Origin of the sequence: Sphingobacterium corticibacterium (assembly GCF_004208525.1) — a bacterium.
Taxonomy (GTDB): domain Bacteria; phylum Bacteroidota; class Bacteroidia; order Sphingobacteriales; family Sphingobacteriaceae; genus Sphingobacterium; species Sphingobacterium corticibacterium.
In genome coordinates this window covers 713927-740554 of record NZ_SGIT01000002.1, presented here as the reverse complement: position 1 = coordinate 740554, position 26628 = coordinate 713927, and the positions used below count along the sequence as shown (strand labels likewise).

The window sequence follows — 26628 nt, the reverse complement described above, 5'->3', positions numbered from 1 at the left end:
GGAACTTCTTGACTGTTAAATGTTTTCATGAACAAGAAGCCTATCGTTAGATGGGCTTCTTGTTTTATAAATACCCTACACAGGATGCGGCAGGTTGCCACCATTATGCCGTTTGTATAACTTGCCACTATAAATCTAATGAAAAGACGGTTCATTGAAAAAATGACTCGCTTTTTAAACCGATGTTAGTAGGAAGGAAAATATTTTAAGAAAGTTAACTAGTTTATAAAATGTACATGGAAAAAATGATGAAAACGAGAAGGATAGACGTGCTGAGTAGGTATCTCTTGTTGATCGGCATGACCTGTTTATTGATACTTCCGGCCTGGGCCCAAACGACCATCACGGGAACAGTACGGGATGCGGAAGGAAATTCATTACCCGGGGTTACAGTGCAGCTTAAAGGAACAACTGTCGCGACGACGACAACTAATGCTGGAACATTTAGTATCAGTGCACCACCGACGGGAATATTGACATTCTCGATGCTTGGTTACGGAACGCAAGAACAAAATATTAACAATAGAAGCACATTGTCCGTAATGTTGGAATCAACAAGTGAACTGGTCGAGGAAGTGGTGGTTGTGGGGTATAACGTGGTAAAGAAAAGTGATTTGACGGGATCGGTTGTTTCGATAAATAGTGAAGATATTACCGCAATGCCCGTACAGAACCCCTTGCAGGCATTGCAGGGACGTGCAGCGGGTCTTGATGTAACATCCAACGAACGTCCAGGCGAAATGGGGTCTATACGTGTTCGAGGAGAGCGCTCCCTATTAGCTTCAAATTCCCCTTTATATGTTGTTGATGGTGTGCCATTGAGCTCGGGCGGTATCGAATTTTTAAACCCGAAAGATATTGAGAGTATTGATGTGCTGAAAGATGCTTCCGCGACGGCAATATACGGTTCCAGAGGAGCCAATGGGGTGATTATCGTGACGACAAAACGAGGTGTGGCAGGACGTACGACATTAAACTATTCATTAACTTCTACTATCGAGAACTTACGTGATCGCACAGAAATGATGGATGCGCCACAGTATATTGAATTCAGACGAAACGCATATCGTTTCATTGGGCAGTATCCGGACGAACCGAATAAGGAGCGTGATGAGGCGATTTTTGGCGGCGATCCGTACGCTTGGTCAAATATCGAAAAAGGCTGGGTAAACGGACAATGGGATGGGAGTCTTGTATCTACGACTGATTGGGGCAACTATGTAACGAAAACTGGTGTAACCCACGATCATATCGTTTCTGCCAGTGGCGGTAATGAAACGGTACAGGCTTATGGTTCCTTTGGGTATTTAAAACAAGATGGCACACAGCTGGGGCAGGATTATCAGCGTTATTCTGGAAAGCTTACCATAGATATCAAACCAAAAGATTGGTTTAAAATGGGAGCCGTACTCAATACTACTTTCGGTGATCAAAATTATGGCTATGCAACAACAAATGCCACCGGGCCGGGAAATCTATATATGGCGGCTCGTGGTATGCTTCCGTATGCCGTGCCATTTGATAATGACGGTAATCGCATCAATTTACCGGGAGGTGACGTTAATATCCAGAATCCGATATTAGAGGCCGATTTTAATGTAAATGAAAGGCATGTCTGGCGTAACTTCGGAAATATATACGCCGAACTTGAACCGCTTAAAGGTTTACGTTACAGGATTAATTTTGGTCCAGATTATTATAACAACAGAAATGGACGTTATATGGACGCCAATTCGGTAAATAGGGGGGCTGGCGAACCGGGTTCAACTAACTATGCACAATTGAACCAAACCATGCGTTTCTCCTGGACGCTGGATAATTTAATTTATTACGACCGATCATTTGATAAGCACAATGTGGGGCTAACGTTGCTGCAGAGTGCCACTGCGAATAGAACCGAAACGTCAACCATGACGGCAAATAACCTGCCATGGAGTAGTCAGATGTGGTATCAGCTGAACTCCGTTGATCAACTTCAGGGATTTGGGTCGAACCTTGTGGAGAGCGAATTGACGTCTTATATGATTCGAGGTAACTATGACTTTGATGGCAAATATTTGTTTACGGGCTCCTTACGTTGGGATGGTGCATCTCAATTAGCTGCTGGTAATAAATGGGATGTCTTTCCTTCAATGGCAGTTGCCTGGCGATTAGATCGGGAAAGTTTTTTAGAAAATCAAACTTGGATTAATAGTTTGAAAGCACGGGTAGGATTTGGTGTCACTGGAAATTCGGCTGTTGATCCTTATATGACATTAGGTATGTTGACGCCGTTATATTATGCCTGGGGAGGCATTGTAGAAGACGGATATGTAAATAGTGATCCATCGCTCGCTAATCCACTTCCGATGCCCAACAAGGAACTTGGTTGGGAGAAGACTGCGCAGATTAACTACGGTGTTGATTTTTCGTTGCTAAACAATCGTTTATCTGGTTCAATTGATTACTTTACATCGAGAACAACAGATTTGTTGATGTCTCGTGCTATACCATCCATTAATGGTTTTACAACTACCTGGGACAATATTGGAATATCTGCAAATCGTGGAGTTGATATAAGTCTGAACACGGTGAATATTGCTCATGAAAACTTCTCTTGGGAGTCAACCATCAATTTTACACACAGCAAAGATCGTATTGTTGAATTGCAAAATGGAAAATTGGATGATATGGGGAATAATCTCTTTATCGGCCAACGTATCGCTGTCTATTATGATTTTGAGAAGGAAGGTATTTGGCAAGATACACCGGAAGATTTAGCGGAGATGGAGAAATTTAATGCCAATGGACATGAATTCACACCGGGTACGATTCGAGTGAAAGATTTAAATGGCGACTACGTCATAGATGCAAACAATGATAGGAAGATCCGTGGCCACTCGGCGCCAAATTGGAATTTTGGTTTTGGAAATACCTTTACGTATAAAAATTTCGACCTTAATTTCTTTATCTATGGTCGAATGGGATTTACGATTGAAAATGGTGCAGAATCCTTACAGGGACGCTTCTCACAACGCGTTTTAGACTATTGGACACCGGATAACCCAACAGACGAATACCCGGCACCGAATTATAACAGCTTCTCGGGTGACCCCTACAGAAGCGCCATGAATTATCAGGACGGTAGTTTTATAAAACTTCGAAACGTGTCATTAGGTTACACACTCCCGCGAAATTTTACAGATCGTATCAAATTGGCTAACCTACGTATCTACGCACAAGCTATGAACCCGGGATTGTTGTATTCCAAAGTCGATTGGATAGACCCCGATACCGGTAGTTCCATCTTTAATAGAGGTGTTGTTTTTGGATTAAATATTGGATTTTAAATTTACGATGATGAAGATAGTCAAAAATAAATATACGTATTTACTGCTTGCGACGGTTCCTTTTTTAAGTATGCAGGGTTGTAAAAAAGATTTCTTGGATGAGGTGATGATTACGGCAAGAAATACGGCCGATTTTGAAACCACAGAGGGGCTTGACGGCTTAGTAACGGGCATGTACCAAACATTAAAGTTTCATTTCAACTACGAATGGGCGTACGCGTCTACCAATTATGGAACGGACGAGTTTTGGGTTGGAGGTGACCGCATTAAAGAAATGTGGGGAACGTACAGTGCCAACTTTAATAGTTTTACAGGCGAAGTGGAAGTGATTTGGGATAATATGTATGGTGCTATAAACTCAGCGAATACGGTGATCGCAAATGTACCGGAATTTTATGAAAACGAGGATACCAAGGATATCCGTTTAGGGGAAGGGTATTTTATACGTGCGTTCAACTACTTTAAATTAGTGAAGCAGTATGGAGGTGTTCCGATTAAACTGGAACCTTCTTCTACGGTGGAGCTTGAATTTACTCGAGCCTCTGCACAGGAAGTGTACAATCAAGTGATTGAAGATTTTACAAACGCCTATGAACTGCTGCCTACTTCCGGGGCCCAAACAGGTCGTCTTACGAAATGGGCTGCAGCACACTTTTTAGCAAAAGTATACCTGTTCCGGGCGAGTGAATTATATGCAGATTGGAACGGTGCTACCCGTGAAGCGGATTTAGAACAAGCCATAAAATATGGACGGGAAGTGATTGAGCAAAGTTCGCACAGCCTAGCTCCAAACTTTAGGGATTTGTGGCATTATACAAAGCCGAACGATGTCAACGAAACACTACCTGAGATTATTTTAGCGGCTCAATTTTCCAATAATGATGCAACGATAGGTAGATATGGTAACCAAGTGCATTTGCATTACCCCTCGGTATATCAAAATCTACCAGGCATGCAGCGTGATATTCCGGGTGGAAGAGAATTTCAGCGGCTACGCACGTCTGATTATGCGATTGATGTGTTTGACCGGATCAACGATTCCCGCTTTTGGAAAAGTTTTAAGACAGAATATTTATGCAACAATCCAAATGCGGCACCCGTATGGGAAGCATCAAACGCACCAAGTCCGGAGTTGGTTGATCAGCGTAGATTCCTAGGAGGTGAAGTGTCTATCAAATATATTGTTAATGATGCGGGAGATGATCGTTACACAGCTGCAAATATTAGAAGTCGTGCTCCCCACATGTTTGTACGTTACTTCGCCGGAAATTCCCAAGATTATAAAGGGAATCACGGGAATTATGATGCAAGCCGGTATGTGACGATGTCAAAGTTTGCCGATGGATCCCGTAATACCGTTGCTTCGCAGTTTGGTTACCGGGATGGTATTTTGGCTCGTTTGGCGGAAACTTACCTTATCGTCGCCGAAGCATACGGACGCCAGGAAAACTACGACCAAGCTTTACCTTACATCAACGAGATTCGTAGACGTGCAGCTTATAAAGCAGGGGAGGATCGGTCGGCCTATGTAGATGGTGGAGTTGCATATAGGAATAACTCCGTTGTTCCAGCAACCGCATTTGTATCTTATTCGGATAAAAATACCTACTACGAGTCAAATAATATAGCAGAAACGACGGTTGCGACAGAAGGTGAGATGGTTTTGGGCTCAGTGACCGATATTTTGAATGCGACAGATCAATTTTATGATGTGCTGGGTGTAAATTCTAATCAGGAAAAATTCATAGCGTTTATCTTGAACGAACGATCGCGTGAACTCATGGGGGAACTCATGCGTTGGGAAGATTTGGCGCGTACGAAAACGTTGATTAAGCGGAATGAAGTGTTTCATAATGAAGCCAGACCACAGGAAAACAAACATTATGTGCGGCCGATTCCACAAGGATTTTTGGATAATATCCAGGTAGATGGGCGACCATTAACAGCAGCAGAGAAATCAGCTATGCAAAATCCAGGATATTAAATATACCCTAAAAATTTATATTGTTTACTTTCAACAGGCTGTTCCCTAAAGGGCAGCCTGTTTTTTATAATACAACACAGAGCAGGATACTACATGATGCGTGACGCTAGAGAATAATCTATATTTAGCAATTGTAAACCGAAGCGAGGACAGTATTGTAGACCAATGCAGATGAGTGCAAAAAATAGGAAAGTTTTTGGGGTGTTGATATGGGTGCTGTATATCAATGTATTTCATGCTTTAGGAATCGTGCGGGAACCAAGGTTTAAGACCTATTCAACGGAAAATGGTTTGTCTCATGATGGGGTGTCGTGTATCGTAGAAGATGCAGAAGGTTTTATCTGGTTCGGAACCTGGGATGGACTGAATCGTTATGACGGCAATAAATTTGTCGTCTATAAATCCAGGCCCGGAGATGAGTCAACGTTAAAAAGCAATAAAATAAGGGAAATAGTTGAAGACAAGCGTGGATATTTATGGGTGAAAACATACGATAAGAAAGTTTATCGCTTTGACAAGCGCAAAGAAGAATTTTTACCGATTACAATGACTGATAAAGGAGGGAGCCTGGAACACGCCTTTATTTCAGATATTATCCCGATGGCTAATGGGGATGTGTGGTTAACCACGGAAGACAGTAGTGCGATATGTGTGTCAGACATAGCAAATGGAAAGGTGCAGATCGTAAACTACAGTATGGAGACCGCTTATCTGGGAAGCAACGTCAACTTCATATTTGAAGACCTTACACATCGCGTTTGGTTCGGAACGAAACGTGGTTTGATGTGTTTAACTAAAGAGAATAAAGAATATACTCCCCTTCTCGGACCTAAAAATCAGGTGTATGGGACCGAACATAATTTCTCGCATGCGGCGGTAGATGCAAAGGGAAAATTGTATTTCGCAACAACAGATGGTGTTTTGGTGGCCTATGAGCCGACATCAAAGACCTTTTCACAGGAACGGATAGGAGATAGCGGAATTTCCGATATGTTGGTTTCCAAAACAGGCAAAATCTATTTAACCATGCTCCATCAAGGGTTAAAGATTTATGACAGCCAACATGGAACCTTGCAGCATAAAAATGGGCAAGCGAATTATCTGTCCTTATATGAAGATCGAACAGGGAATATCTGGTTAGAACCTGAAAAAGACGGAGCCGTTTTATATAACCCATCAACCGATACATTCGATGCTTTTGTACATCAGAAAGAACACAATTTACCTTTTATAACACAAGAAGGGGTTATAAACGACCGAAGTTTTAAAGTCTTTGAAGATATTAAGGGAACGATATGGGTTTGCTTAAAAGGAGGGGGATTTGGCGCGTACGAACGAAGCACAAACAAACTATCCTATTTCTATAATGATCCCGCTGATCCGAACAGGCTGTTTTCAAACAACATCGTTGCGGCATATTCGGATAAAAAAGGAGTGCTGTGGTTCTGCACCCGAAATGGTGGGGTGAATAAAGCAACTTTTTTTTCTGACAACTTCCGACATAACCGTTTGGTCAATTCCTTTCCGAATCAGTTTGATAATGAGATAAGGGCCATACTGCAGGATTCCGACGGAAAGATATGGATTACGAATAAGCGAGGTGAAGTATATTTTCATAAAAACGGCGATGTCAAGGTGCTTGATAATAATCAAATTCCGGGTAGTATATATTGTATAACCGAAGATCGGCATAAGAACATCTGGATGGGCACGAAAGGCTATGGACTAATTAAGCTAGTGCCTGAAAATGAGCAGCGAACGAAGTATAAAGTCTTCCGATATCAGAATGATCCCCGGGATATCGGGAGTCTGAGCAGCAATCAGATTTATAACATTACCGAAGATGACGAAGGTAGGTTATGGATCTTTACCTTTCAGAAAGGTCCAAATCTGTTGGTCGAAGAAAAGGGGAAGATCTACTTTAAGAATATTAACAACTCCTTTAAACATTATCCCAAACATGCCTTTCAGGTAATACGGCACGCCATGAAGGGACCGGATAAAAAGATCTGGTTAGGGACTACCGACGGACTTCTGCGGTTTGATCCGGATGATCATCCGGATAACATTAAATTTATACCCACCGTAAAGATATCGGGAGATAAAAGTAGCTTGGGGAATAACGATGTCATGTACCTTTTTAAATCGAACGATGATCAAGTTTGGATAGGTACTTTTGGCGGCGGTCTGAGTAAAGTGTTGAATAAGCCGGGCGATTTTACGGAGGATCTACGATTTAAAGCTTTTACCAAAGAACAGGGTTTGCCAAATGATATCATATTGAGTATCATGGAAGATAATCATCAAAATCTTTGGATGACCACCGAGAATGGTATTGCGGTGATGAATATAGCAACAGAAGATTTCAGAAACTACAATACGTACAACGGACTCCCTAAAATGGCATTTTCCGAGGCGGCCTGTCTCAAAACCGATAAAGGAGAACTGTTTTTTGGAGGAATGGATGGTTATATATCGTTTTATCCGGATAAAATTGTGAATGAGAAATTTCCCGGCAATATGGTGTTTACCGGTAGTCAACTATACAATAAAGAGATTAACATTAAGGATCCCGAATCGCCACTGAAAACATCCATTAACTATGCGGACAAAATTGTATTTCGACACGATCAGGATGTGATTACCATTGAGTATACGGTGTTGGACTATCGGACGCCGGATGATATATCCTATGCATATATATTGGAGGGGTATGATAAAGACTGGCATTTTGTGAAAAACCAGAAGAAAGCTACCTATACCAAAATCCCACCCGGAAATTATACGTTTCGGGTGAAAGCGACCAGCAGCGGGTACTTCGCGAACATACCGGAAAAAAGTATACCTATCATCGTTAACAAGCCTTGGTGGTTGCGTGGCTGGGCGATACTTTGTTATGTTATTTTGGTTGTCGGTGCGCTGGAGGTGGTTCGGCGGATTATTTTCACCATGATAAGGTTAAAGCATAAAGTAGCCGTAGAGAAGAAAATGGCGGCGTTGAAAATACAATTCTTTACAAATATTTCACACGAATTGCGAACACCTTTAACGCTTATCGTTAACCCGTTGCTTAAATTGAAGCAGACCGAAACGTTATCCGAAAAGGGCGTTAAATACTTGCATGTGGCCAGTAGGAATACGGATCGCATGGTCCGGTTTGTCAATCAATTGCTGGATTTCCGCAAGATTCAGGAACAAAAGGTACAGCTACACGTGAGGAAAGTAGAGTTGGTGAGCTTTCTGACACAATTGTTGGATAACTTTGCGGATATCGTGGAGGATAAGCAGATATCCTTAGAATTGATGACCAGTGAACCGGAAATCCAGATGTGGTGTGATGAAGAGAAGATGGATATTGTATTTTTTAATGTTATATCCAATGCAGTCAAGTTTTCGCCGCACCATAGTCGGATTGTTATCCGTATCGAAAAAGAAATGGAGTATATCCGCGTTCAAATACATGATCAAGGCGATGGGGTTCATGAAGATCAGCTAGATGTTATTTTCGAGCCTTATTACGAGGGAGGGAATTTGCCGGATAAAACGTTTAAAGGCACAGGAATCGGTTTGGCCTTATCAAAGGATATTATGAAGTTGCACGGTGGTACGATCGCTGCGGAAATAAATAACGATGGAGGGATGACCTTCACCATCCAATTTATGGAAGGCAATGCTCATTTTAAACCGCAAGATCTGTCGGAAGAAACTCCGGAAATCCGTAAAGAAAGGGAATACCCTGATGTGCAGGTCGAGGTATGCGAAACCGTTGCGGACGAAAAATATGGAGAAAACTTCCCTAAATTACTTTTGGTAGAAGACAATCCGGAGTTAAGACGTTTTATGGCGGACGAGTTCAAAGCAGCGTATACGGTGTATGAAGCTAGCAACGGCAAGGAAGGTTATGAGAAAGCCAGTGGGCTGATACCCGATGTAATCGTTTCGGATGTGATGATGCCAGAAGTTGATGGTATCGAGATGTTAGAAAAGATAAAAAGTGATCTGGCAACGAGCCATATTCCCATTATTTTATTGACGGCCAAATCAGCTATAGAAGAGCAGATAAAAGGATTGTCCTATGGGGCGGATTTTTATATTACGAAACCTTTTCATATCGATTATGTAAAGCAACTGTTGCAAAATCTTTTAAAAAGCCGGCAACAGGTGGTCGAAGCTATGCTAAATAAGCAAACTGTACTGAAGCTGGAACCGACTGAAGTCGTTATCACCTCAAAAGACGAAATTTTTTTGAAGGATGTTATCCAAATCATTGAAAATGAAATGGCAGATACGTCGTTTAATATCGATGTCGCCGTAAATGCCATGGCGATGGGAAGAACCACGTTCTATAAAAAGCTAAAAAGCTTAACAAATATGTCTCCGGTAGAGTTTATTAGGGACATTAGATTGAAACGCGCCAAACAGTTGCTGGATACCGGTGAGCTTACGGTGACAGAAGTTGCTTATAAAGTGGGATTCAACAGTTCGGGTTATTTCAGTACCTGCTTTAAAGAGATGTATCAGGTTTCCCCATCTGATTATCTGAAAAAAAAAGGATGATTGTTGGTGTGTCGCTTCATGATACACCAACGCTTTAGCAGCAATTTTCGGTTAAATCCTTAAAAAAAAACGCTTTGTCAATTTTTAAACGCATTGTGTCAATTTTTGAAAGTAAAAAAAATACCCTTATCCTACATTTGACAATGTGAAGTAACACATACATCGTTTTCAGATAGACAGATGTAATAATTAATTGCCAAAATATAAACAGTAAAATAGAGGCTTTTTTACAGCCTGCCTTAAACTAGCTAAGATGAGGAGATATTTGAACCTAATCAGCGGATTATTTGTCGGGGTCTTATTCACCCTAAGTACCGTATTACAGGCGCAGTCATTGCTGTCTTTTCCGGGAGCAGAAGGATTTGGACGGTTTGCAAAAGGTGCAAGAGGACACGAAGAAACTCGTGTTTATTTCGTGACTACCCTCGCAGACGACGGGCCGGGTTCCTTTCGGGATGCAGTCAGTCAGCCCGGACGTTTTGTTATATTTAGAGTTGCCGGTATAATACGGTTAAAAGATAACATTACGATTGCTCCTTACACCACTATTGCGGGGCATACTGCTCCAGGAGACGGAATTGTTTTGTACGGGCGAAAAGTTTCCTTTTCCGGCGCTAACGAAACGATCGCGCGTTTTTTGCGGATCCGCTTGGGTGCTAACGCAGGCGCAGGAAAAAATGAGGATGCGTCCGGCATCGCAAACGGTAAAAATATAATCTTGGATCACATGTCGTTTTCATGGGGGTTAGATGAAGTTTTCTCCGTGAGCTGGGATAAGAAAGGAGTAGAGCCCGATAGTATAACCCTTCAGAACTGCATTATCGCGCAGGGGCTCCATCGATATAATCATTCTGCAGGCGGGTTGATGCAAACAGGAGGTAAGCTATCCATACTAAAGTCGCTTTATATCAGTAATAAGACGCGTAACCCGAAAGTAAAAGGGACCAGTGAGTTTGTAAATAATGTCGTCTACAATTTTGGTAATGCCAATAAGACCAAGAATGAACATCAGGTATCAGCAGATGCTTATATTTTAGGTGGTGGCTCTGCAATGATCTCGAACGCACTTATCCTCCATAACTATTTTATTGGTGGCCCCGCCACACCAAAAAACAAGCAAAGCCCGTTTTCGAGAGGGAACGAGAACTTTAACCTGTATCAAACCGGCAATTATTATGATAATAATCAAAATGGGGTATTAGATGGCGTTTTGATAGACGCAAATGAACAATGGTATCCAGGATTGGCGTTGAGAAATTTTAAAACCATAGCCGATTATGCCAATTACCCCTCCATATCGCCGGCACTGCAAGCTCAAGAAGTGATCTCTCACCTAGTTAGTCAAGTAGGCGCAACACGACCGAAAAGAGATCAGGTAGATGCTTTGCTAATTCGTGAGCTATCTAGTAAAGGTACCTCTGGTCTTTACGTTTATGACGAGTCAGATTTACCATTAAGCAACGGTGGACTGGGGGATATAGCGGATGCGCCGGCATTAATAGATACCGATGATGATGGTATTCCCGACGAATGGGAAATTCGTCTAGGATTAGATAAAAATAAGACGACAGATGCCCTCCAGTTAAGTATCGATCCGAAATACCGGGGATATTTGAATATAGAAGTTTATCTCCATCGTCTTGCAGAAGAATAAGATAAACTAAAGTGAAAAGTAAATAATAACTAACAACGTAATAAACCAAATCATTCATGAAGAAACTGTTATTATACACGGTGAGTGTATTTATGGCTTGTTTTGCAGCTTGCTCTAAAAAGGAACTGGTCTCGCATTACGAGCGTCCGGATTGGCTAAAAGGCAATAGTTGGGAGGTTTTGGAGGAGAGGGGGCAGTTTACCCTGTTTTTGGAAGCAGCAGAACGGGCAGGATTTAAAGAAGTCCTCGATGGCAAAACCATCGCCACCGTTTTTGCTCCGTCCGATGAAGCGTTTCAGCGATATCTGGCTGAAAACAATTGGTCTTCCGTAGCACAAGTTCCACAACAAGAATTGAAAAAGCTGATTGGCTATCACTTAGTCTATTACGCATACAATAAAGACATGTTGGTCAATTATCAGCCCAACGGGAGTGAAGCAAGAGAGCCCAATATGGCGGGACTCTATTACAAACATCGTACGCGTAGCTCAGATTCCATCAGCATAGAGCTGGATCAGATTACCGGAAAGCAGCGAAAAGTATTCAACAAGGATCGCTTTCTGCCGGTTTTATCTCCAACACATTTTCAGACCAAAGGTATTGATGCTGCAAGCAACTACGGGTATTTCTTTGGCAGCGGAACCTGGAAAGGAGACAGCGGTTTTAACGTGGGAAATGCCGGGGTAACCGAGTATTCCGTTCCCAGCGATAACGGATATATCTACATCGTCGACGAAGTCTTGAAGCCGTTGAAAACCTTGCATGCAACGCTCGAAGAATATCCCGAATACAAGGATTTTTTGACTATCTACGATCGTTACCGGACGCTCACTTATGATGAGGAGACGAGCAGAGACTATGCGCTAGCGGGAGACTCCCTCTTTAATGTGTCGCACGGTGCATTGCCATCTATCGCGTCCGAATGGACCACCTATGGATTGTCAGATGCGGTTGCCTATTTTGATTTAGCCGGACTAGCTTATAGAGGGTTTAATGTGTTTGCCCCAAATAACAGAGCCTTGGAAAGCTTTTTTGATAGCTATTTGGCCGAACACTATACGTCGCTGAGCCAAGTAGATCTACTGCCCTTATTGTTGTTAATGTATAACCATGTGTATGCGGGTAATATTGTCTTCCCGTCCGAAATCGGAAAGAATCCCGATATCAAGACGGCTTTCGGTACGCCGATCGTATTTGATCCAGACAACGATGTAAAACAAAAAGCTATTGCCTCCAATGGCGCTTTCTATGGCTTGGATAAAGTATTGGTGCCCGATATGTTCAATAGTGTAACCGGTGCGGCATTCCGGAATCCGAATTACAAAATTTTCATGTATATGCTGTTCCAATCCGGACTTTATGAAACCTTAGCGAGTAAAGATATTGACTTTACACTTTTTATACCGACCAACGGCGTTATCCAGAATACTTATATTGGAGATAGCCAGTTGTTTTGGACGGAGGGAAATCCAGCAGTATTTGGCGACGAATACATTTTGGTTGAAAACTCGGACGGCGTCCTCGTGGCCTTATCTCAAAATCAAATGGAGAATTTTGTTTCAGACCATATTGTATATGATGAAATCACCACCCTACAAGGGAAAAAAGTGTACCGCACCCGAAATCCGTTTAACTATGTCTATGTGATAGAAGGAAAAGTATACTCTACATCTACCTATAACGGGCAAGAAGATGTAGCTGCCCGTATTATCGAAGGTGCATGGTACAACGGTCGGAGTATGGAAACACAGGTCGCGATGGGTGCGGAAACGAGAACGATTAAGTTTACGTTGATCAGTGCAGAGTCTTCTGTGAACGTGCTACATCCCTATGCCGAATTCTCCAAATTACTAGCTCGTGCCGGATTGATGGAAGTCGGGAACTCCTTGTCTTTCCTGTTTGGTAATCGCTTTCTACTCTTTGCGCCAGATAACGAGACGGTGTTAGCTGGTTTGGAAGATGGTAGCATCCCGACGGAAAAATCGGAGCTAGCAGCATACCTGAAATCCTATTTTGTATCTGTTCCGGATAACTCTTTGGGCGACTATCCATTTCCGGGATTTGGTGTTCAGGGAACATGGGATACGGCATTGCGACTGGGAGCTTCGGGATACCGGCAGATCAGTCTGGCAGATCGCGGAACAAATCTCGAGCTAATTGATTCGGATGGTACCGTAGTCCCGATTTTAGGAGATTTTCCGCAGGTTTTCAGTGATGGAGCTGTTTATCGAATAAACAAACTGTTAAAACGATAACGGATTAAAATATTTTAGGTTTAGCATTTAAAAAAAGATAAATGAGGCGATATATATTAACCTTGATAACATGTTTTAGCGTTATTTCTTTAGTCGTCGGTCAATCATCCAGCGTATTGACGGGAAATATAAAAGGTCAGGGAAATGAAGCGCTACAAGGGGCTTCGATCTTTGTAGAAAACAAAGATAATAGAAACTTGAGGGGGGCTTCCACAGACGCCCAAGGACAATATAGTGTCGAGGTGCCCGCAGAAAGTGATTTGACAATTGTAGTTGCGTGTATAGGCTACATTTCACAGCGGATCCCTTATATGGGGCAAGCTGAAGTGAATGTGACTTTACAAGTTGACGATAAGTCTATTGAAGAGGTCGTGGTGACCGGCGCCGGAGATCAGCAACGGAATGCCATGGGTATTTCCTACCGGAATCAAGTTTCGGCAACCGAGAGTATCGATATGAAAGCTTTGGAAACCATGCCTTTTGCTTCTATTGAAAGTGGTTTGCAGGGACGGTTGGCTAATGTAGATATTGTTTCCGGTGCTGATCCAGGAGCGCGTAGCTCGATCCGTATCCGTGGAACCTCGTCGCTCAATGGGAATTCGGAACCCTTGATCGTCGTCGACGGGGTGCCTTATCCAACGGAGATTTCCAGTGATTTTAATTTCTCAACGGCCAACGACGAGGATTTCGGCGCGTTGATTAACATTTCGCCGATGGATATCGAATCGATCGAAGTACTGAAAGATGCGGCGGCAACAGCGATATGGGGATCTCGTGGTGCGAACGGCGTTCTGCTCTTTAAAACGAAAAAAGGCCGGCAGGGTAAAACCCAATTTGCCTTTTCCAGTAAAGTCGACGTCAAACGAGAGGCAGAAACCATTCCGATGTTGGATGGCGGACAGTATGTCGCCATGATACAGGATGCAATCTGGAATTCCGTCAACGATTTGGGGTATCAGCGCGCACTGCCTTATCTCTCGTTGTTATACAATACACAGGAGATCAACTACGATCCGTCGTGGATTTATTTTAAAGAATATAACCAAAATACCAATTGGATGGATCAAGTTACCCAAGTCGGGCATTTTGTCGATAATTCTTTGTCGATCAGTGGCGGAGGAGATAAGGCCACTTACCGCGTATCCTTGGGGTATTTGAATGATGTTGGAACAACAAAAGGCACGGGATTAAACCGTTACAATTCCTTGGTAAGCGTGAATTATAAGTTCTCAAACAAATTCAATATCAATGCGGATATGTCGTATTCATTGAGTAATCGAGACAATTTTTGGACGGGGAAGATTCAGACACCGCGGGGCATGGCGATGACCAAAATGCCAAACATGAGTCCGTACTTTATAGATGCGTACGGTAATTATACCGACGAGTATTTTACACCGCGTCTTAATTTCCAGGGAAGTTTTATCGGAGATGAAAAAGAAAGTATGTACAATCCGGTCGCGATGGTCAATGAATCGGTGAATAAAACGTCTGGAGAGCAGGCGCGTGTTATTTTTAGAGCACAGTACCAGATCTTTCCTGAACTGCAATATACTGGTACGGTAGGCTTTGATACCCGTTCCACCAAGAATAAAAAGTATTTGCCACAATCGGTAACCGGAGTGATTTGGACAGATCCATTCTTCAACAGAAGTACAGACGCGCTAACCGACAATTTATACATTTCGACAGAAAATAAATTTATATACAACAAAACCTTCCAGGAGAATCACAGTATCGTAGGAGCGGCCCTGGTGCAGACGCGGGAGTCGAGAAACTTTAGCTATGCCAGCGAGACGTCCGGAAATGCATCTTCCTCACTGAGTGACCCTACGTCGGGCGGAGCAATTGCAAAGATGGGATCCGGTAATTCGATGGGAAGAGATATTGGTGTGATCTCCAGTTTGCATTACGGATTTAAAAATAAGTATTTAATTAATGGAACCTATCGCTGGGAAGCTAGTACCGCAGTTTCTGCGCAACATCGCTGGAAGGGATTCCCCGCCCTAGGGGTGGCTTATCATCTTGGTGACGAGGAGTTCATCAAGAAATTGGGCATCGCTGATATGGTCAAGCTACGTTATAGCTGGGGTAAAACCGGTAACTCGCCACGAGGTAACTATACCTACTTAGGCGTATTTGAACCGATTACCCCCGGTTATGGGGACATGACAGCGATCAGGCCTGTATCCATGCAGCTTGATAATCTCAAATGGGAAACGGTTACACAAACCGATTTCGGCGTTGATCTGGCCTTCTTTAAAAACAGGTTGACCATTACCGGTGAAATTTATAACCGCGTGACCACCGACTTATTACAGAAAGATGTAAAACTGCCGTCCTCCACCGGATTCACAGAAATGAGCTTCTACAATTCCGGTAAAATGGAGAATAAAGGATGGGAATTAATCCTGAATGTCGAAGCCATTCGTAGTAAAGACTTTGGTTTGAGTTTTAGCCACCTGAATATTTCCAGGAATCGAAATACCGTGCTGGAATTGCCGGATAATATGGAGTTTGAACGCTATGATTTCGACAACGAAAATTATGCACACAAAATTGTAGAAGGAAATCCTTTGGGTTCATTCTATGGCTATCGGTATCAAGGCGTGTATCAAAATATAGAAGAAACCTACGCCCGGGATCTGAATGGCGAAGTTATTCGGGATCTCGATGGAGAAGCCGTGTTCACGCGGAATGGAGATCGACGCGTATTTGCGGGCGATGCCAAATATCAGGATATCGATGGGAATGGTGTTATCAATCAGTATGATATTGTCTATTTGGGAAATGCTATGCCGCTCTTTACAGCGGGTGGAGGAATTGATGTAAATTATAAAGGGTTCCGTTTGAGCACCTTTTTTCACGGACGATTCGGACAGAAAGTCGTGAACAAAGTTCGGATGAGTACAGAGAATATGCGCGGAACAGGTAATCAGAGCACCGCCGTATTGGGAAGATGGCGGAACGAGGGTGATGCCAGTATGATCCCGAGGGCGCTGTACGGTGAAGGCTATAACTATCTTGGATCAGATCGTTTCGTCGAAGATGCATCATTCGTGCGGTTGAAGATGGTGTCGCTACGTTATTCGCTGCCTAAGTCGCTCATCGAGCGCTTCGGAGTCACCCGTTTTGACGTATTTGCCACCTTACAAGATGTGTACACCTGGACAAAATATTCGGGTCAAGACCCCGAAGTATCGCTTTCCAGCGATGTATATATGTTAAGTCAAGATAATGCCAACACCCCACGACCACGACGGTTTGCATTGGGCGTAAATGTAAATTTTTAATACAGAAGAACTATGAAAGTATGGTATAGCTTCCTAATAATCACAGTGCTGTTGATAAGCAGTTCTTGCCAAAAATGGCTGGAATTAAAGCCGGAAAACCAGCAGGTTACTGATGACTATTGGGCAAATAAAGAAGAAGCGGAAGCGGTTTTAGGAGCGGCTTATGTTGGACTCCAGAAAGCGGTAAAGGATATGCTAATTTTCGGTGACGGACGTGGCAATACATTAAGTGTAGCGGGTCTTGTCGTAGATATGGACTTAATACGGCTAAAAGGCTTGTCCATCCTGCCATCCAACAAGCTGGTGAAATGGAGCAATTTTTATCAGATTATCAATTATGCCAATATGGTATTGAAATATGCGCCGGATGTGGTGGACAGGGATCCCTCGTTTAATCAGGCCGTCATGCAATCTTATCTGTCAGAGGCGTATTTCCTCCGAGCATTAAGTTATTTCTACATCGTGCGCACGTTTGGGGAAGCACCGCTCCTTCTTGAACCTTATATGGACGACCACGCAGCCTACGAAGTCGCGAAATCCTCCAAAGAACAGATCATGTCACAGATTGAACACGATTTAACAACGGCTTTAGCCAATAGCAAAGAAATTTGGCCGACGGTATGGGAAACAAAAGGACGTGCTACGAAATGGGCTATCCACGCCACATTGGCTGACGTCTATTTATGGATGGGCGAATATGATAAAGCAATCATATCTTGTAACGCCGTGATGGAGTCGGGACGAGTGGGATTGATTCAGGGAAGGATAAATACCACCAATAACTGGTTCACCATCTTTAGTGAAGGCAATACCAACGAAGGGATTTTCGAGATACAGTTTGATAACTCCAAGGCGCAGAATAACGATTTGATGAATATGTTCGGTGCGTCGTATAACTGGATTATCTCGAATTATGCCCTTTCATTATATGCGGAAGATACAGAAGATATACGTGCGTTTGGGGCTTCTTATGCCACCGATCTGAAAATATGGAAATATCTCGGTGCGGAAGCAGGCACGGGGGTGCCACGCTCGTTTAGCGATCAAAACTGGATTGTGTACCGGATGGCAGATATTTATCTCATGAAGGCGGAGGCGCTGATCATGAAAGGTGAAAGCTCCTATCCGGCAGCGATAGAGCTCATTACCGCTGTCCGCACCAGAGCGACGATATCTCGTCCATTGGACGCAGGGACTACGGAGTTACAGCTATTGGACGCATTGCTCAAAGAACGAGCAAAAGAGTTTCTGGCAGAGGGGAAGCGTTGGTTTGATCTATTGCGTGTCGCGCAGCGAGACAACTATAAATACAAAGAATATTTTATTGAACAGGTACTAGCAGGCAACCCCGGAGCCGCTGCGCCGGTGATTCGAGCGCAGCTGATGAATGAAAATGCACACTACTTGCCGATCCACATCGATGAATTGCGCTTCAATAGGCTTTTAGTACAGAACCCCTATTATGAACACTTAAATTAAGAGAGATGAACACAAAAAAACAAATTTGGATCTGGGGCCTCTTGATCTTCCTGGGCTGGATGCTCACGTTGGTGAGTTCCTGTAAGGATGCTTTTGAAAACAACACCTATACCGCATATGAAGAGACACCAATCGCTCTTTACCTGAAAAACAACGAAGACAAATACAGCCTTTGGGTAGAGGTACTGCAAAAAGCAAACCTATATAATACACTAAATCTCGATGCCATATATACCCACTTCGTTCCGGTTAATGAAGGGGTAGAACGTTACCTAAAAGCAACAAACTTAGGGGCGATATCGGAAATGTCGGAAGAACAGGCTGCTTATTTGGTTCGATATCATTTAATTCCGAATGCAAAAGTAGAATTTGCACAGTTTCAAAGTGGCGCCATTAACGAACTCAATGCGACGGACGATAACCTATTTGTTGACTTTAGAAATGGGGGGTTAGAGGCAGTTTATCTGAATGGCGTGTCGAGATTCAACAGTTATGATATTAAAGCGACCAATGGTATCATTCATAGTATCGATGATGTGCTGGTTCCGTTGGTGGAGACCGTTTACGACCGGTTGCAAGCAAAACAACATTGGAGCCTGTTCAAGGAGCTGGTAGATCTAACCGGATATAAGGAAAGATTGGAAACCGTATACACCGAAACGACCGATCCTTTAGGAAATCCGATTCAGCAACGGTTTAAATATACAGCCTTTGTTGTAAGCAATGAGACCTATACTAAAGCAGGTATCCATGGCATACAGGATTTATTGGAGCGACTCGAGGTGTCGGCAGGTAGCGATTATACAAACCCGGATAACCCATTGAATAAATACGTTTCATACCATTTATTGGATCAGCAGCGTTCATATGCCGATCTGGGAAAATTCTCGGAAAATGGCACTAAAATGAACCTGCAGACTATGGCTCCCAATGAATTGCTTAAGGTTTCTGAAAGTGGCGCTGGTTTAGTGCTCAATGAAGATGTCGAAACCGGGGAGTCCATTGCCTTCGTGGAGATGAATATCGCCTGTAAAAATGGTGTTGTCCACGAAGTAAACAACTGGATGCCTTTATTTTCCCCAGAGCAAGTTCAGGTGATATGGGAATTGACCGATTACCCCGATATTGAAGCAAATGTTAGCCAATATCGTAATTCCAATTTAGGATCACAGTACAATAAAACATTTACAGCCAATGAACTAACGAATATCACCTGGTCTGCACGTCCGGAATACAAGCCGAATGTAGTTACTTATCGCAACAATAGACCATCGGAGGGGAATTGGTATGCCCTATTGAACCATGACCATCTTCGTGCTGAATTGGGTGAGTCGGGCTGGATCGAGTTTAAAAGCCCGACCATCGTCAAAGGACGATATAAAGTATCCTTTGTATGGCCGAGCCCTAAGCATTCGGCGCATACAGGTATCTGTGCTTTTATTCTTGATAATGAGATAATCCATGCTCGGTTGGTTATATCGAACTCCAGAGAAGAGCGAAATCTAACTCAAGCGATGGGCACCGTAGAATTTACAGAAACAGCAGATCATACCCTTCGTATATTATCATTGGATGGTCGTTTGATCACGATGGATTATTTGCAATTTGATCCCGTAGAATGATTTAAACCTTATTGTTATGAAACAGATAATTTATGCGACAGTATGTTTAGTTACCATACTTGTCGGTTGTAACAAAAACTGGGACACCCATTACGGGGAAGAAGAGGGAACAGTATCGTCCCTGAATCTTTTGGACTATTTAAAATCACAGCCCCAGTATTCGGATTTTGTGGCCAAGCTAGAAGAATATGATTTGGCAGCGGAACTCGCGCGCGACCAGAACCTGACCATTTGGGCGGTTTCTAATGAAAAAATGGGCGCATTGAATAATTTGGGAGAAGATACCGAGTTTATCCTGCGGTACCATATCAACAGTTTGATATATGATAATACCAAGCTCAAGAGTGGGTTACGCGTGATGACCTTCAATGGTAAATATTTATCGATAAACAAGGATGGCGGGGTCGTACACGTCGGTGATGCAGCAGTGGTGAAGGGGAATCAAATTTGCCAGAACGGTGTAGTGCATGAGATCGACCAACTCTTAACCCCCGATTTTAGCATTTATGAATACATAGAAGCGCTGGGTAGTGATTACTCGATCATCCGGGATACTATCCTCGCGATGAACGATACCATTTTTGACCTGGAAAACAGTATTCCGATTGGCGTGGACCCGACGGGCAATACGCTGTATGACTCGGTATATGTAATTACCAACCCTATTTTCGAAAAAGCAGATATCCGGTCGGAGTTCTCGGAAATAACGATGTTTTTGCCTAGCAATCACGTTATCGAAAATTGTTTTAATGATCTAGGACTATTGTACGATCAATTTGGGAAGGAATTTTTGAAAGAGGATTCTTTAGTGGCCTTCATCTGGATCAAAGATGCTATCTTTTATAAATCATTACTCGATGATGTTTCGGGAGAAGATCTTACATCAGTTTTTGGAAAGCTTTGGAAGCCTTCCGTGCAAAAAGTAGACCCAAATTTCAGGCGCATGAGCAACGGCCGTATCTACGAGATCAGCAAACTCAAAATACCAAATAACGTCCATATCAGTATGATTAAGCAATTGTTTCATTATTGGGAGTTTGTACCGGATGACGAGAAGGATTTGCGGTTTACATTGAATAACGTCAAAAGTATTGGACCTGCAGATGATGTTACCGTAACATTTCCTACTATTGGTGTAGAGATAACTTATCGCACACTACGGATAGAGGGCGATCTGGAAGATAACAAACCAACATCGATTGACTATACACCAGTTATGTTGGAGCGGAATTCAGATGGTTCGACGGATTATAAGGTCGTCGAAGTACCGCCCGGAGAGTATAACCTGTATATGGGATTCCGAGCAACGAACCATCCCTTTGTCAATATTTATATTGACGATAAACCCGTTGCGTTAAATCTCAATGTGGAGCCGGCAACACCTTGGCATTTCGACCGGAATACGAATACGGTGCCTGGAACGAAGTATAACGGTTGGGGTGGGTTGGTCGGCCCGGTGATGCTTGAGGGTGACGATGTGCGTTCCTTTAAAATTAAGGTGGAGTTTGCGGGCCTAGGTAAAGGAAATGTTGAACGGCTGGATCTTTACCACTGGGCTTTGATCCCAACACAAAATAACTATTAATGAACCGAATATTAACTGAATATATGACGAAGATAACGAAAAAGAGGATGTGGCGTTCGCTATTTTTTACCATGTTGGCGTTAGGGGTCGTTCCTGTGTTTGCACAAACGACGATTACCGGAAAGGTGGTTAGTAATTACGATAAAAGTCCGGTACTCGATGCAGTGGTGACGGTATTAAATACAACGTCCAACGTCCGTACGAAGAAAGATGGATCCTTTACATTGGATGAGGTCGACGATCGGGCTACTACTATTCGGGTCTGGAGCCCGGGATACTATGAGGCATACGTAGAAATTTTGGGACGAAGTACTTTCGAAATAACATTGATTGGCGAAGGGCGGACAAACTATATCAATGTGGTCGACGGAACGTTTTCTGAGAAGAATAGCAACGTGCTGTCTGATAACGACTATCGTGCGGGCGCCGTCGATATCGAGCAGGTATTAACGGGCGAAATGACGGGCCTGCGCGTTCTCAATAAGAGTGGGATGGTCTCCGAAGGGGGGATGTTGAACTTTCGAGGCGTACGCTCGTTCGATGCGGATAATACCCCATTGATCGTGGTCGATGGTGTGCCGTATTTGCCAGATTTAGGAAACTCGCCCATTATCGGCGGCTATTCCAGAGGGACGTTCGCACCCTTTGCCTTGCAAGATATCAAACATATCCGTTTGTTGAAGGGAGCAGAGACTGCCCGATACGGATCCTTGGGATCGAACGGCGTACTTCTTTTAGAAACGTCGTCCTCCGACGATTTGGAAACCGTTGTAGAATTCAGCGGTAACTATGGTCTCGCCCACAATTATAGCACACTACCTTTATTGGGAGGTAGTGCGTATAAAAGTTTACTAGGTAGTGTCGGCATGACGCAATACGAAGATATTGGCGAGCTATTGGCGAGGTTCCCTTTCCTGCGTGATGATCCGGACTACTATTATAACTACCTATACAATAATACGACAGATTGGCAAGATGTCATTTATCGAAATGCCTTTGTAACCGATAACCATTTGCGTATCAAAGGTGGCGATGCGGTAGCGAAATATGATTTGTCGCTGGGCGTACTTAGCCAGCAAGGGGCACTGGATCAGACTGCGACCACACGATATAGCACACGCTTGAATTCCAGCATCAATTTAGGAGGTAAGTTCGATTTAAAAGCTATTACAGCGCTTACGTATAGTACTTCCCGTTTACAGGAACAGGGTATCCTACCGGCAACAAACCCCTTAATATCCGCATTATACCGAGCGCCGATCCTAAGCCCATACCAAAAAGATGTGGACAATAATGTTTTGCCAGATCTGGATCGCGTCGGACAGTTTGGTGTTTCCAACCCATTGGCGCTTTTGCAAACTGCCGATTTTAAATCGGATATCTATGATGTGTTTGTGCAGGCAAACTTAGGCTATCAAGCTACGGATCGCTTTAGATTAAACGCTGTTTTAGGCCTCTTTTCCAATTATACACGGCAGAATGCTTTCATCCCCGGATTATCCAGTGGTACGATCCTGCCGCTTGAAGATGGACTAGCGTTGAATAGCGCCAGAGCAGGAGCGGGACAAACGTCCAATATTTCATGGAACCTCTACGGAACCTACCACAAAAATTGGAATCAGGATGAGGCGTTCTTCGGAGGCGGTGTACAGGGCTTGTTAACTTCTCAGGAGTATGATGCCGGAAGTGGAAGAAACACCAGCTCGGATTTCTACCGTACCCTCAATTATGTGAATAATGCTGGTCGCCTTTTTTGGGGCTACAATGAACAGTGGAACTGGATGAACATATACGGCTATACACAGTACAGTTGGCGTAGTTTAGCCAAATTGGACGTCAATTTGAGTATAGATGGTTCGTCTGTCTCGGGGGCGAACGCTAGCCGTTTCGGTGTGTTCCCGGCAGCCGATTTCTCGTTCCTACTGTCCAACACAGCACTTTTGAAAGACATCAACAGTATTGATAACCTCGTATTTAAAATTGGCTATGCGAAGACTGGAAATAGTCGCTTTTCGTCGAAGATTGGACAGGCATATTATGGGAGCCAGTTATACCGGCAATTAGCGGGCATCGTGGTAGGTAACATTCCTAATCAAAACATCCGCTGGGAAGATAACGAAAACTGGCAGGCGAATTTAATTTTCTCGGGTATTAACCAGCGCCTAAATCTTAATGTAGGCTATTATTTTAATCGTGCCAGCAACTTATTAAATGCCTTTCCTGTCTCGCCGATCGGTGGCATCGACCAGATCTACATGAATGGCGGTGCCATAGAAAATCAAGGGCTGGAAGTGGAGCTGAATGTGGCGGTCATCGATAACCGGGACTGGTCTTTAACCTGGAGAGGTAATCTGTCTACTTTGAACAGTAAGGTTAAGCGTTTGGTCGGTGGAGCCGATATGCTCCATCTGCAGGCGGACGGTGTTACCCGCATTAATCGTGTTGGCGTCTCTCCCTTCTCTTTTTACGGTGCAAACTTCCGTGGTGTTATTTCCAGTGATGCAGAGGCAGGCGCTTTGGGATTACAGGATTATAAGAACAGATATTTTGGTGCCGGCGATGCGCACTTCGCAGATATTAATCAAGATGGCGTAATTGACAATGAAGACCAGGTATCGCTGGGCAACAGTTTGCCGAACCTTTTCGGAGGAACCTCCCTTAGCATCCGTTATAAAAACATCCATCTACAGGGATTGCTCAGTTTCAGCCAAGGAAATCAGATGTACAACGGTTTACGTCGTAGCATGGAGAGCATGGATAGTTATGCCAATCAGTCGGAAGCCGTACTCCGCCGCTGGCAAACTGACGGTCAGCAGACCAATATTCCCCAAGCTGCTTATGGTGATCCTATGGAAAATGCGCGCTTTTCAAACAGGTGGATAGAAGATGCATCGTTCCTACGACTGGAAAACATCACCCTGTCGTATAAGTTTGGACAGCACCGACTAAATGTGCTATCTAATTCGGAATGGTACATTGCTGGCGAAAACATATTTACATGGACAGACTATCTTGGTTTGGATCCAGTGACCGCATATAGCAATGCGATTAGCTATATGGGAGCAGATTATGGTAAGATTCCATTGCCACGTACATTTAAATTTGGTGTTAACATTAAGCTGTAATGAAGAATATGAATATAAGAAGGAGTTTTTTCGTATGTGGAATAGCAACTGTTGCCTTGACTTTAACGGGATGTTCCCGTTATTTTGAAGTGGATACGAACGATATATTGTTAGATAAAGATTATTTAAAGGAGTCGAATGAGCTGTATTCCGGTTATATGGGCGTTGCGTCTAAAATGCAGGCAATCGCAGACCAGACGGTGTTTCTCAGTGATTTACGTACGGATTTACTCGAGCCGACCGCGAATGCCCCGCAGGATCTTTGGGATTTATACAATTTCAAGGAAAAGCTAGGCAATAGCTTTGCCAATCCGAGACCGTATTACGATTTGATCGTCAATGCAAACGCTTACCTGAGTAAGATTATTGCGTACAGAAAAAGCAACCCCACTGCCATTGAGGAGGCGCACTATGCGGCATTGATATCCGGAACTATCCGTTTTAAAGTGTGGACTTACTTGACTTTGGGTAAATTATACGGGCAGGTAGCCTATTTCGACGATCCCGAACTGAATCTAGATAAAATAGGTGAGATTCCGGTAATCGGTTTCGATGAATTGATTCCGAAGTTGATTACCCTGATGGAAAATGGTGAAGATGGTGTAAATGGCCTATATGAAGCCAATTGGGGAAATATATTATATCCCGGTATACCGGCCAACCAACAAGATTTGGTGTGGAACATGATCTGTCCGTCACCGGCTCCTCTTCGTATGGAATTGTACCTGTGGAATAAAGAATATCAGCGCGTAGTGGACATCGGTATACCGTTTATTTCAGATGGCGGTGGCAAAAGATATAAAGTCAGTAATGAGGATTGGAATGGTGAATGGATACAGGCATTTACACGAGATCCTATCACGCGTACGCGCGTGCTGATTAATATGGTTCCCTACGATTTTGAAAGAAACCAGACCAATCGTTTAATCCGTTTTTTCTCGAACGAGGAGCCTTCTGTTTATTATCTAAAACCTACAGAGGTGGCTATGCAACGTTACGAGTCGCAATTACGTTATGATGGGCATACCCTGGGAGATCGATATCGGGGTGTTGATTTTACGTATTATTTCCAAAATGGGGAGTGGGTGATCCGTAAGTTTTCCAGAGATCGCGAGAGTGCTTCTGAAATTTATAAAAACAATGTCCATATTTCGATTTACCGGGATTCCGATGTGCATTTCTTTGTAATCGAAGCGCTGAATAATCTAGGAAAGTTTGGACCGGCAGAGGCTTTGTTTAATGATGGTGTTGAGCTATATCGATCGCGCAACGGAGATAATTTGGAAGCTCCGTTTGATGATCCTACGATCAATTCCCATTTTGCAATCAATATGGGAATCCGAAGGAGAGTGAGCCTTGCTCCGGTATACCCACAAGGCTTATCAAAAGATGATCTGGATACCGAGGAGAAGAAACGCGCATATATGAAAGCATTGGACAAACTTGTAGCAGAAGAAACGCTGATGGAAAGTGCAGGCGAGGCAAAAGCTTATTTCGCATTGATGCGTATTGCCAAGCGATGGAATGATCCAGCTATCTTAGCCGATATCGTTTCTGCAAAATATCCAGATGGACAAAAGCAGCAGGTTAGAGGCCATTTGATGAACGAACAGAACTGGTTTGTGAAGTATCCGTTGAAATAGGGGATGACCTCCTGCTATTTAGTTGTTTTGTCAATTTTTAGATAAAATACGTCAATTTTTGAAAGTGTAAAACACGCACTGACCCCTACTTTTGACAGGAAG

11 protein-coding genes are annotated in these 26628 nt (G+C 43.3%); all 11 read left to right on the top strand.

Annotation, left to right across the window (positions count from 1 at the left end; genetic code table 11):
* Positions 1 to 245 precede the first annotated feature (245 nt).
* The 11 genes from EWE74_RS11720 to EWE74_RS11670 all read left to right on the top strand — a co-directional run bounded on the left by EWE74_RS11720 (position 246) and on the right by EWE74_RS11670 (position 26526).
* Positions 246 to 3329 (top strand): SusC/RagA family TonB-linked outer membrane protein, encoded by a 3084-nt coding sequence (locus tag EWE74_RS11720; RefSeq protein ID WP_206365210.1) that lies wholly within the window; start codon positions 246 to 248, stop codon positions 3327 to 3329.
* 7 nt (positions 3330 to 3336) lie between these two features.
* Positions 3337 to 5313, top strand: a complete 1977-nt coding sequence (locus tag EWE74_RS11715) for a RagB/SusD family nutrient uptake outer membrane protein (protein ID WP_239018637.1) — start codon at positions 3337 to 3339, stop codon at positions 5311 to 5313.
* Between the two features lie 171 nt (positions 5314 to 5484).
* On the top strand, positions 5485 to 9870 hold the full coding sequence (locus EWE74_RS11710) for a hybrid sensor histidine kinase/response regulator transcription factor (RefSeq protein ID WP_165384698.1): 4386 nt from the start codon (positions 5485 to 5487) through the stop codon (positions 9868 to 9870).
* 253 nt (positions 9871 to 10123) lie between these two features.
* Positions 10124 to 11524, top strand: a complete 1401-nt coding sequence (locus EWE74_RS11705; RefSeq protein WP_130141724.1) for a pectate lyase family protein — start codon at positions 10124 to 10126, stop codon at positions 11522 to 11524.
* A gap of 56 nt (positions 11525 to 11580) precedes the next feature.
* Positions 11581 to 13779 carry a fasciclin domain-containing protein gene (locus EWE74_RS11700; protein ID WP_130141723.1) on the top strand — a complete coding sequence of 733 codons (2199 nt, stop codon included), beginning with the start codon at positions 11581 to 11583 and terminating at the stop codon, positions 13777 to 13779.
* Between the two features lie 41 nt (positions 13780 to 13820).
* A complete protein-coding gene (locus EWE74_RS11695) occupies positions 13821 to 17072 on the top strand; it encodes a SusC/RagA family TonB-linked outer membrane protein (RefSeq protein WP_130141722.1) in 3252 nt (1083 codons plus the stop codon).
* Between the two features lie 12 nt (positions 17073 to 17084).
* The gene (locus EWE74_RS11690; protein ID WP_130141721.1) at positions 17085 to 18551 is read left to right on the top strand and encodes a RagB/SusD family nutrient uptake outer membrane protein; all 1467 of its coding nucleotides are present in this window, start codon (positions 17085 to 17087) and stop codon (positions 18549 to 18551) included.
* A 5-nt stretch (positions 18552 to 18556) separates the two neighbouring features.
* On the top strand, positions 18557 to 20173 hold the full coding sequence (locus EWE74_RS11685; protein ID WP_130141720.1) for a fasciclin domain-containing protein: 1617 nt from the start codon (positions 18557 to 18559) through the stop codon (positions 20171 to 20173).
* Positions 20174 to 20189: 16 nt separating this feature from the next.
* Positions 20190 to 21758, top strand: a complete 1569-nt coding sequence (locus EWE74_RS11680) for a fasciclin domain-containing protein (RefSeq protein ID WP_130141719.1) — start codon at positions 20190 to 20192, stop codon at positions 21756 to 21758.
* Positions 21758 to 24883: a SusC/RagA family TonB-linked outer membrane protein gene (locus EWE74_RS11675; RefSeq protein WP_130141718.1), complete on the top strand. Its 3126-nt coding sequence runs from the start codon at positions 21758 to 21760 to the stop codon at positions 24881 to 24883. The genes EWE74_RS11680 and EWE74_RS11675 overlap by 1 nt, the downstream gene beginning before the upstream one ends.
* A complete protein-coding gene (locus tag EWE74_RS11670) occupies positions 24883 to 26526 on the top strand; it encodes a RagB/SusD family nutrient uptake outer membrane protein (protein ID WP_239018636.1) in 1644 nt (547 codons plus the stop codon). The genes EWE74_RS11675 and EWE74_RS11670 overlap by 1 nt, the downstream gene beginning before the upstream one ends.
* The last annotated feature ends 102 nt before the right edge of the window (positions 26527 to 26628 follow it).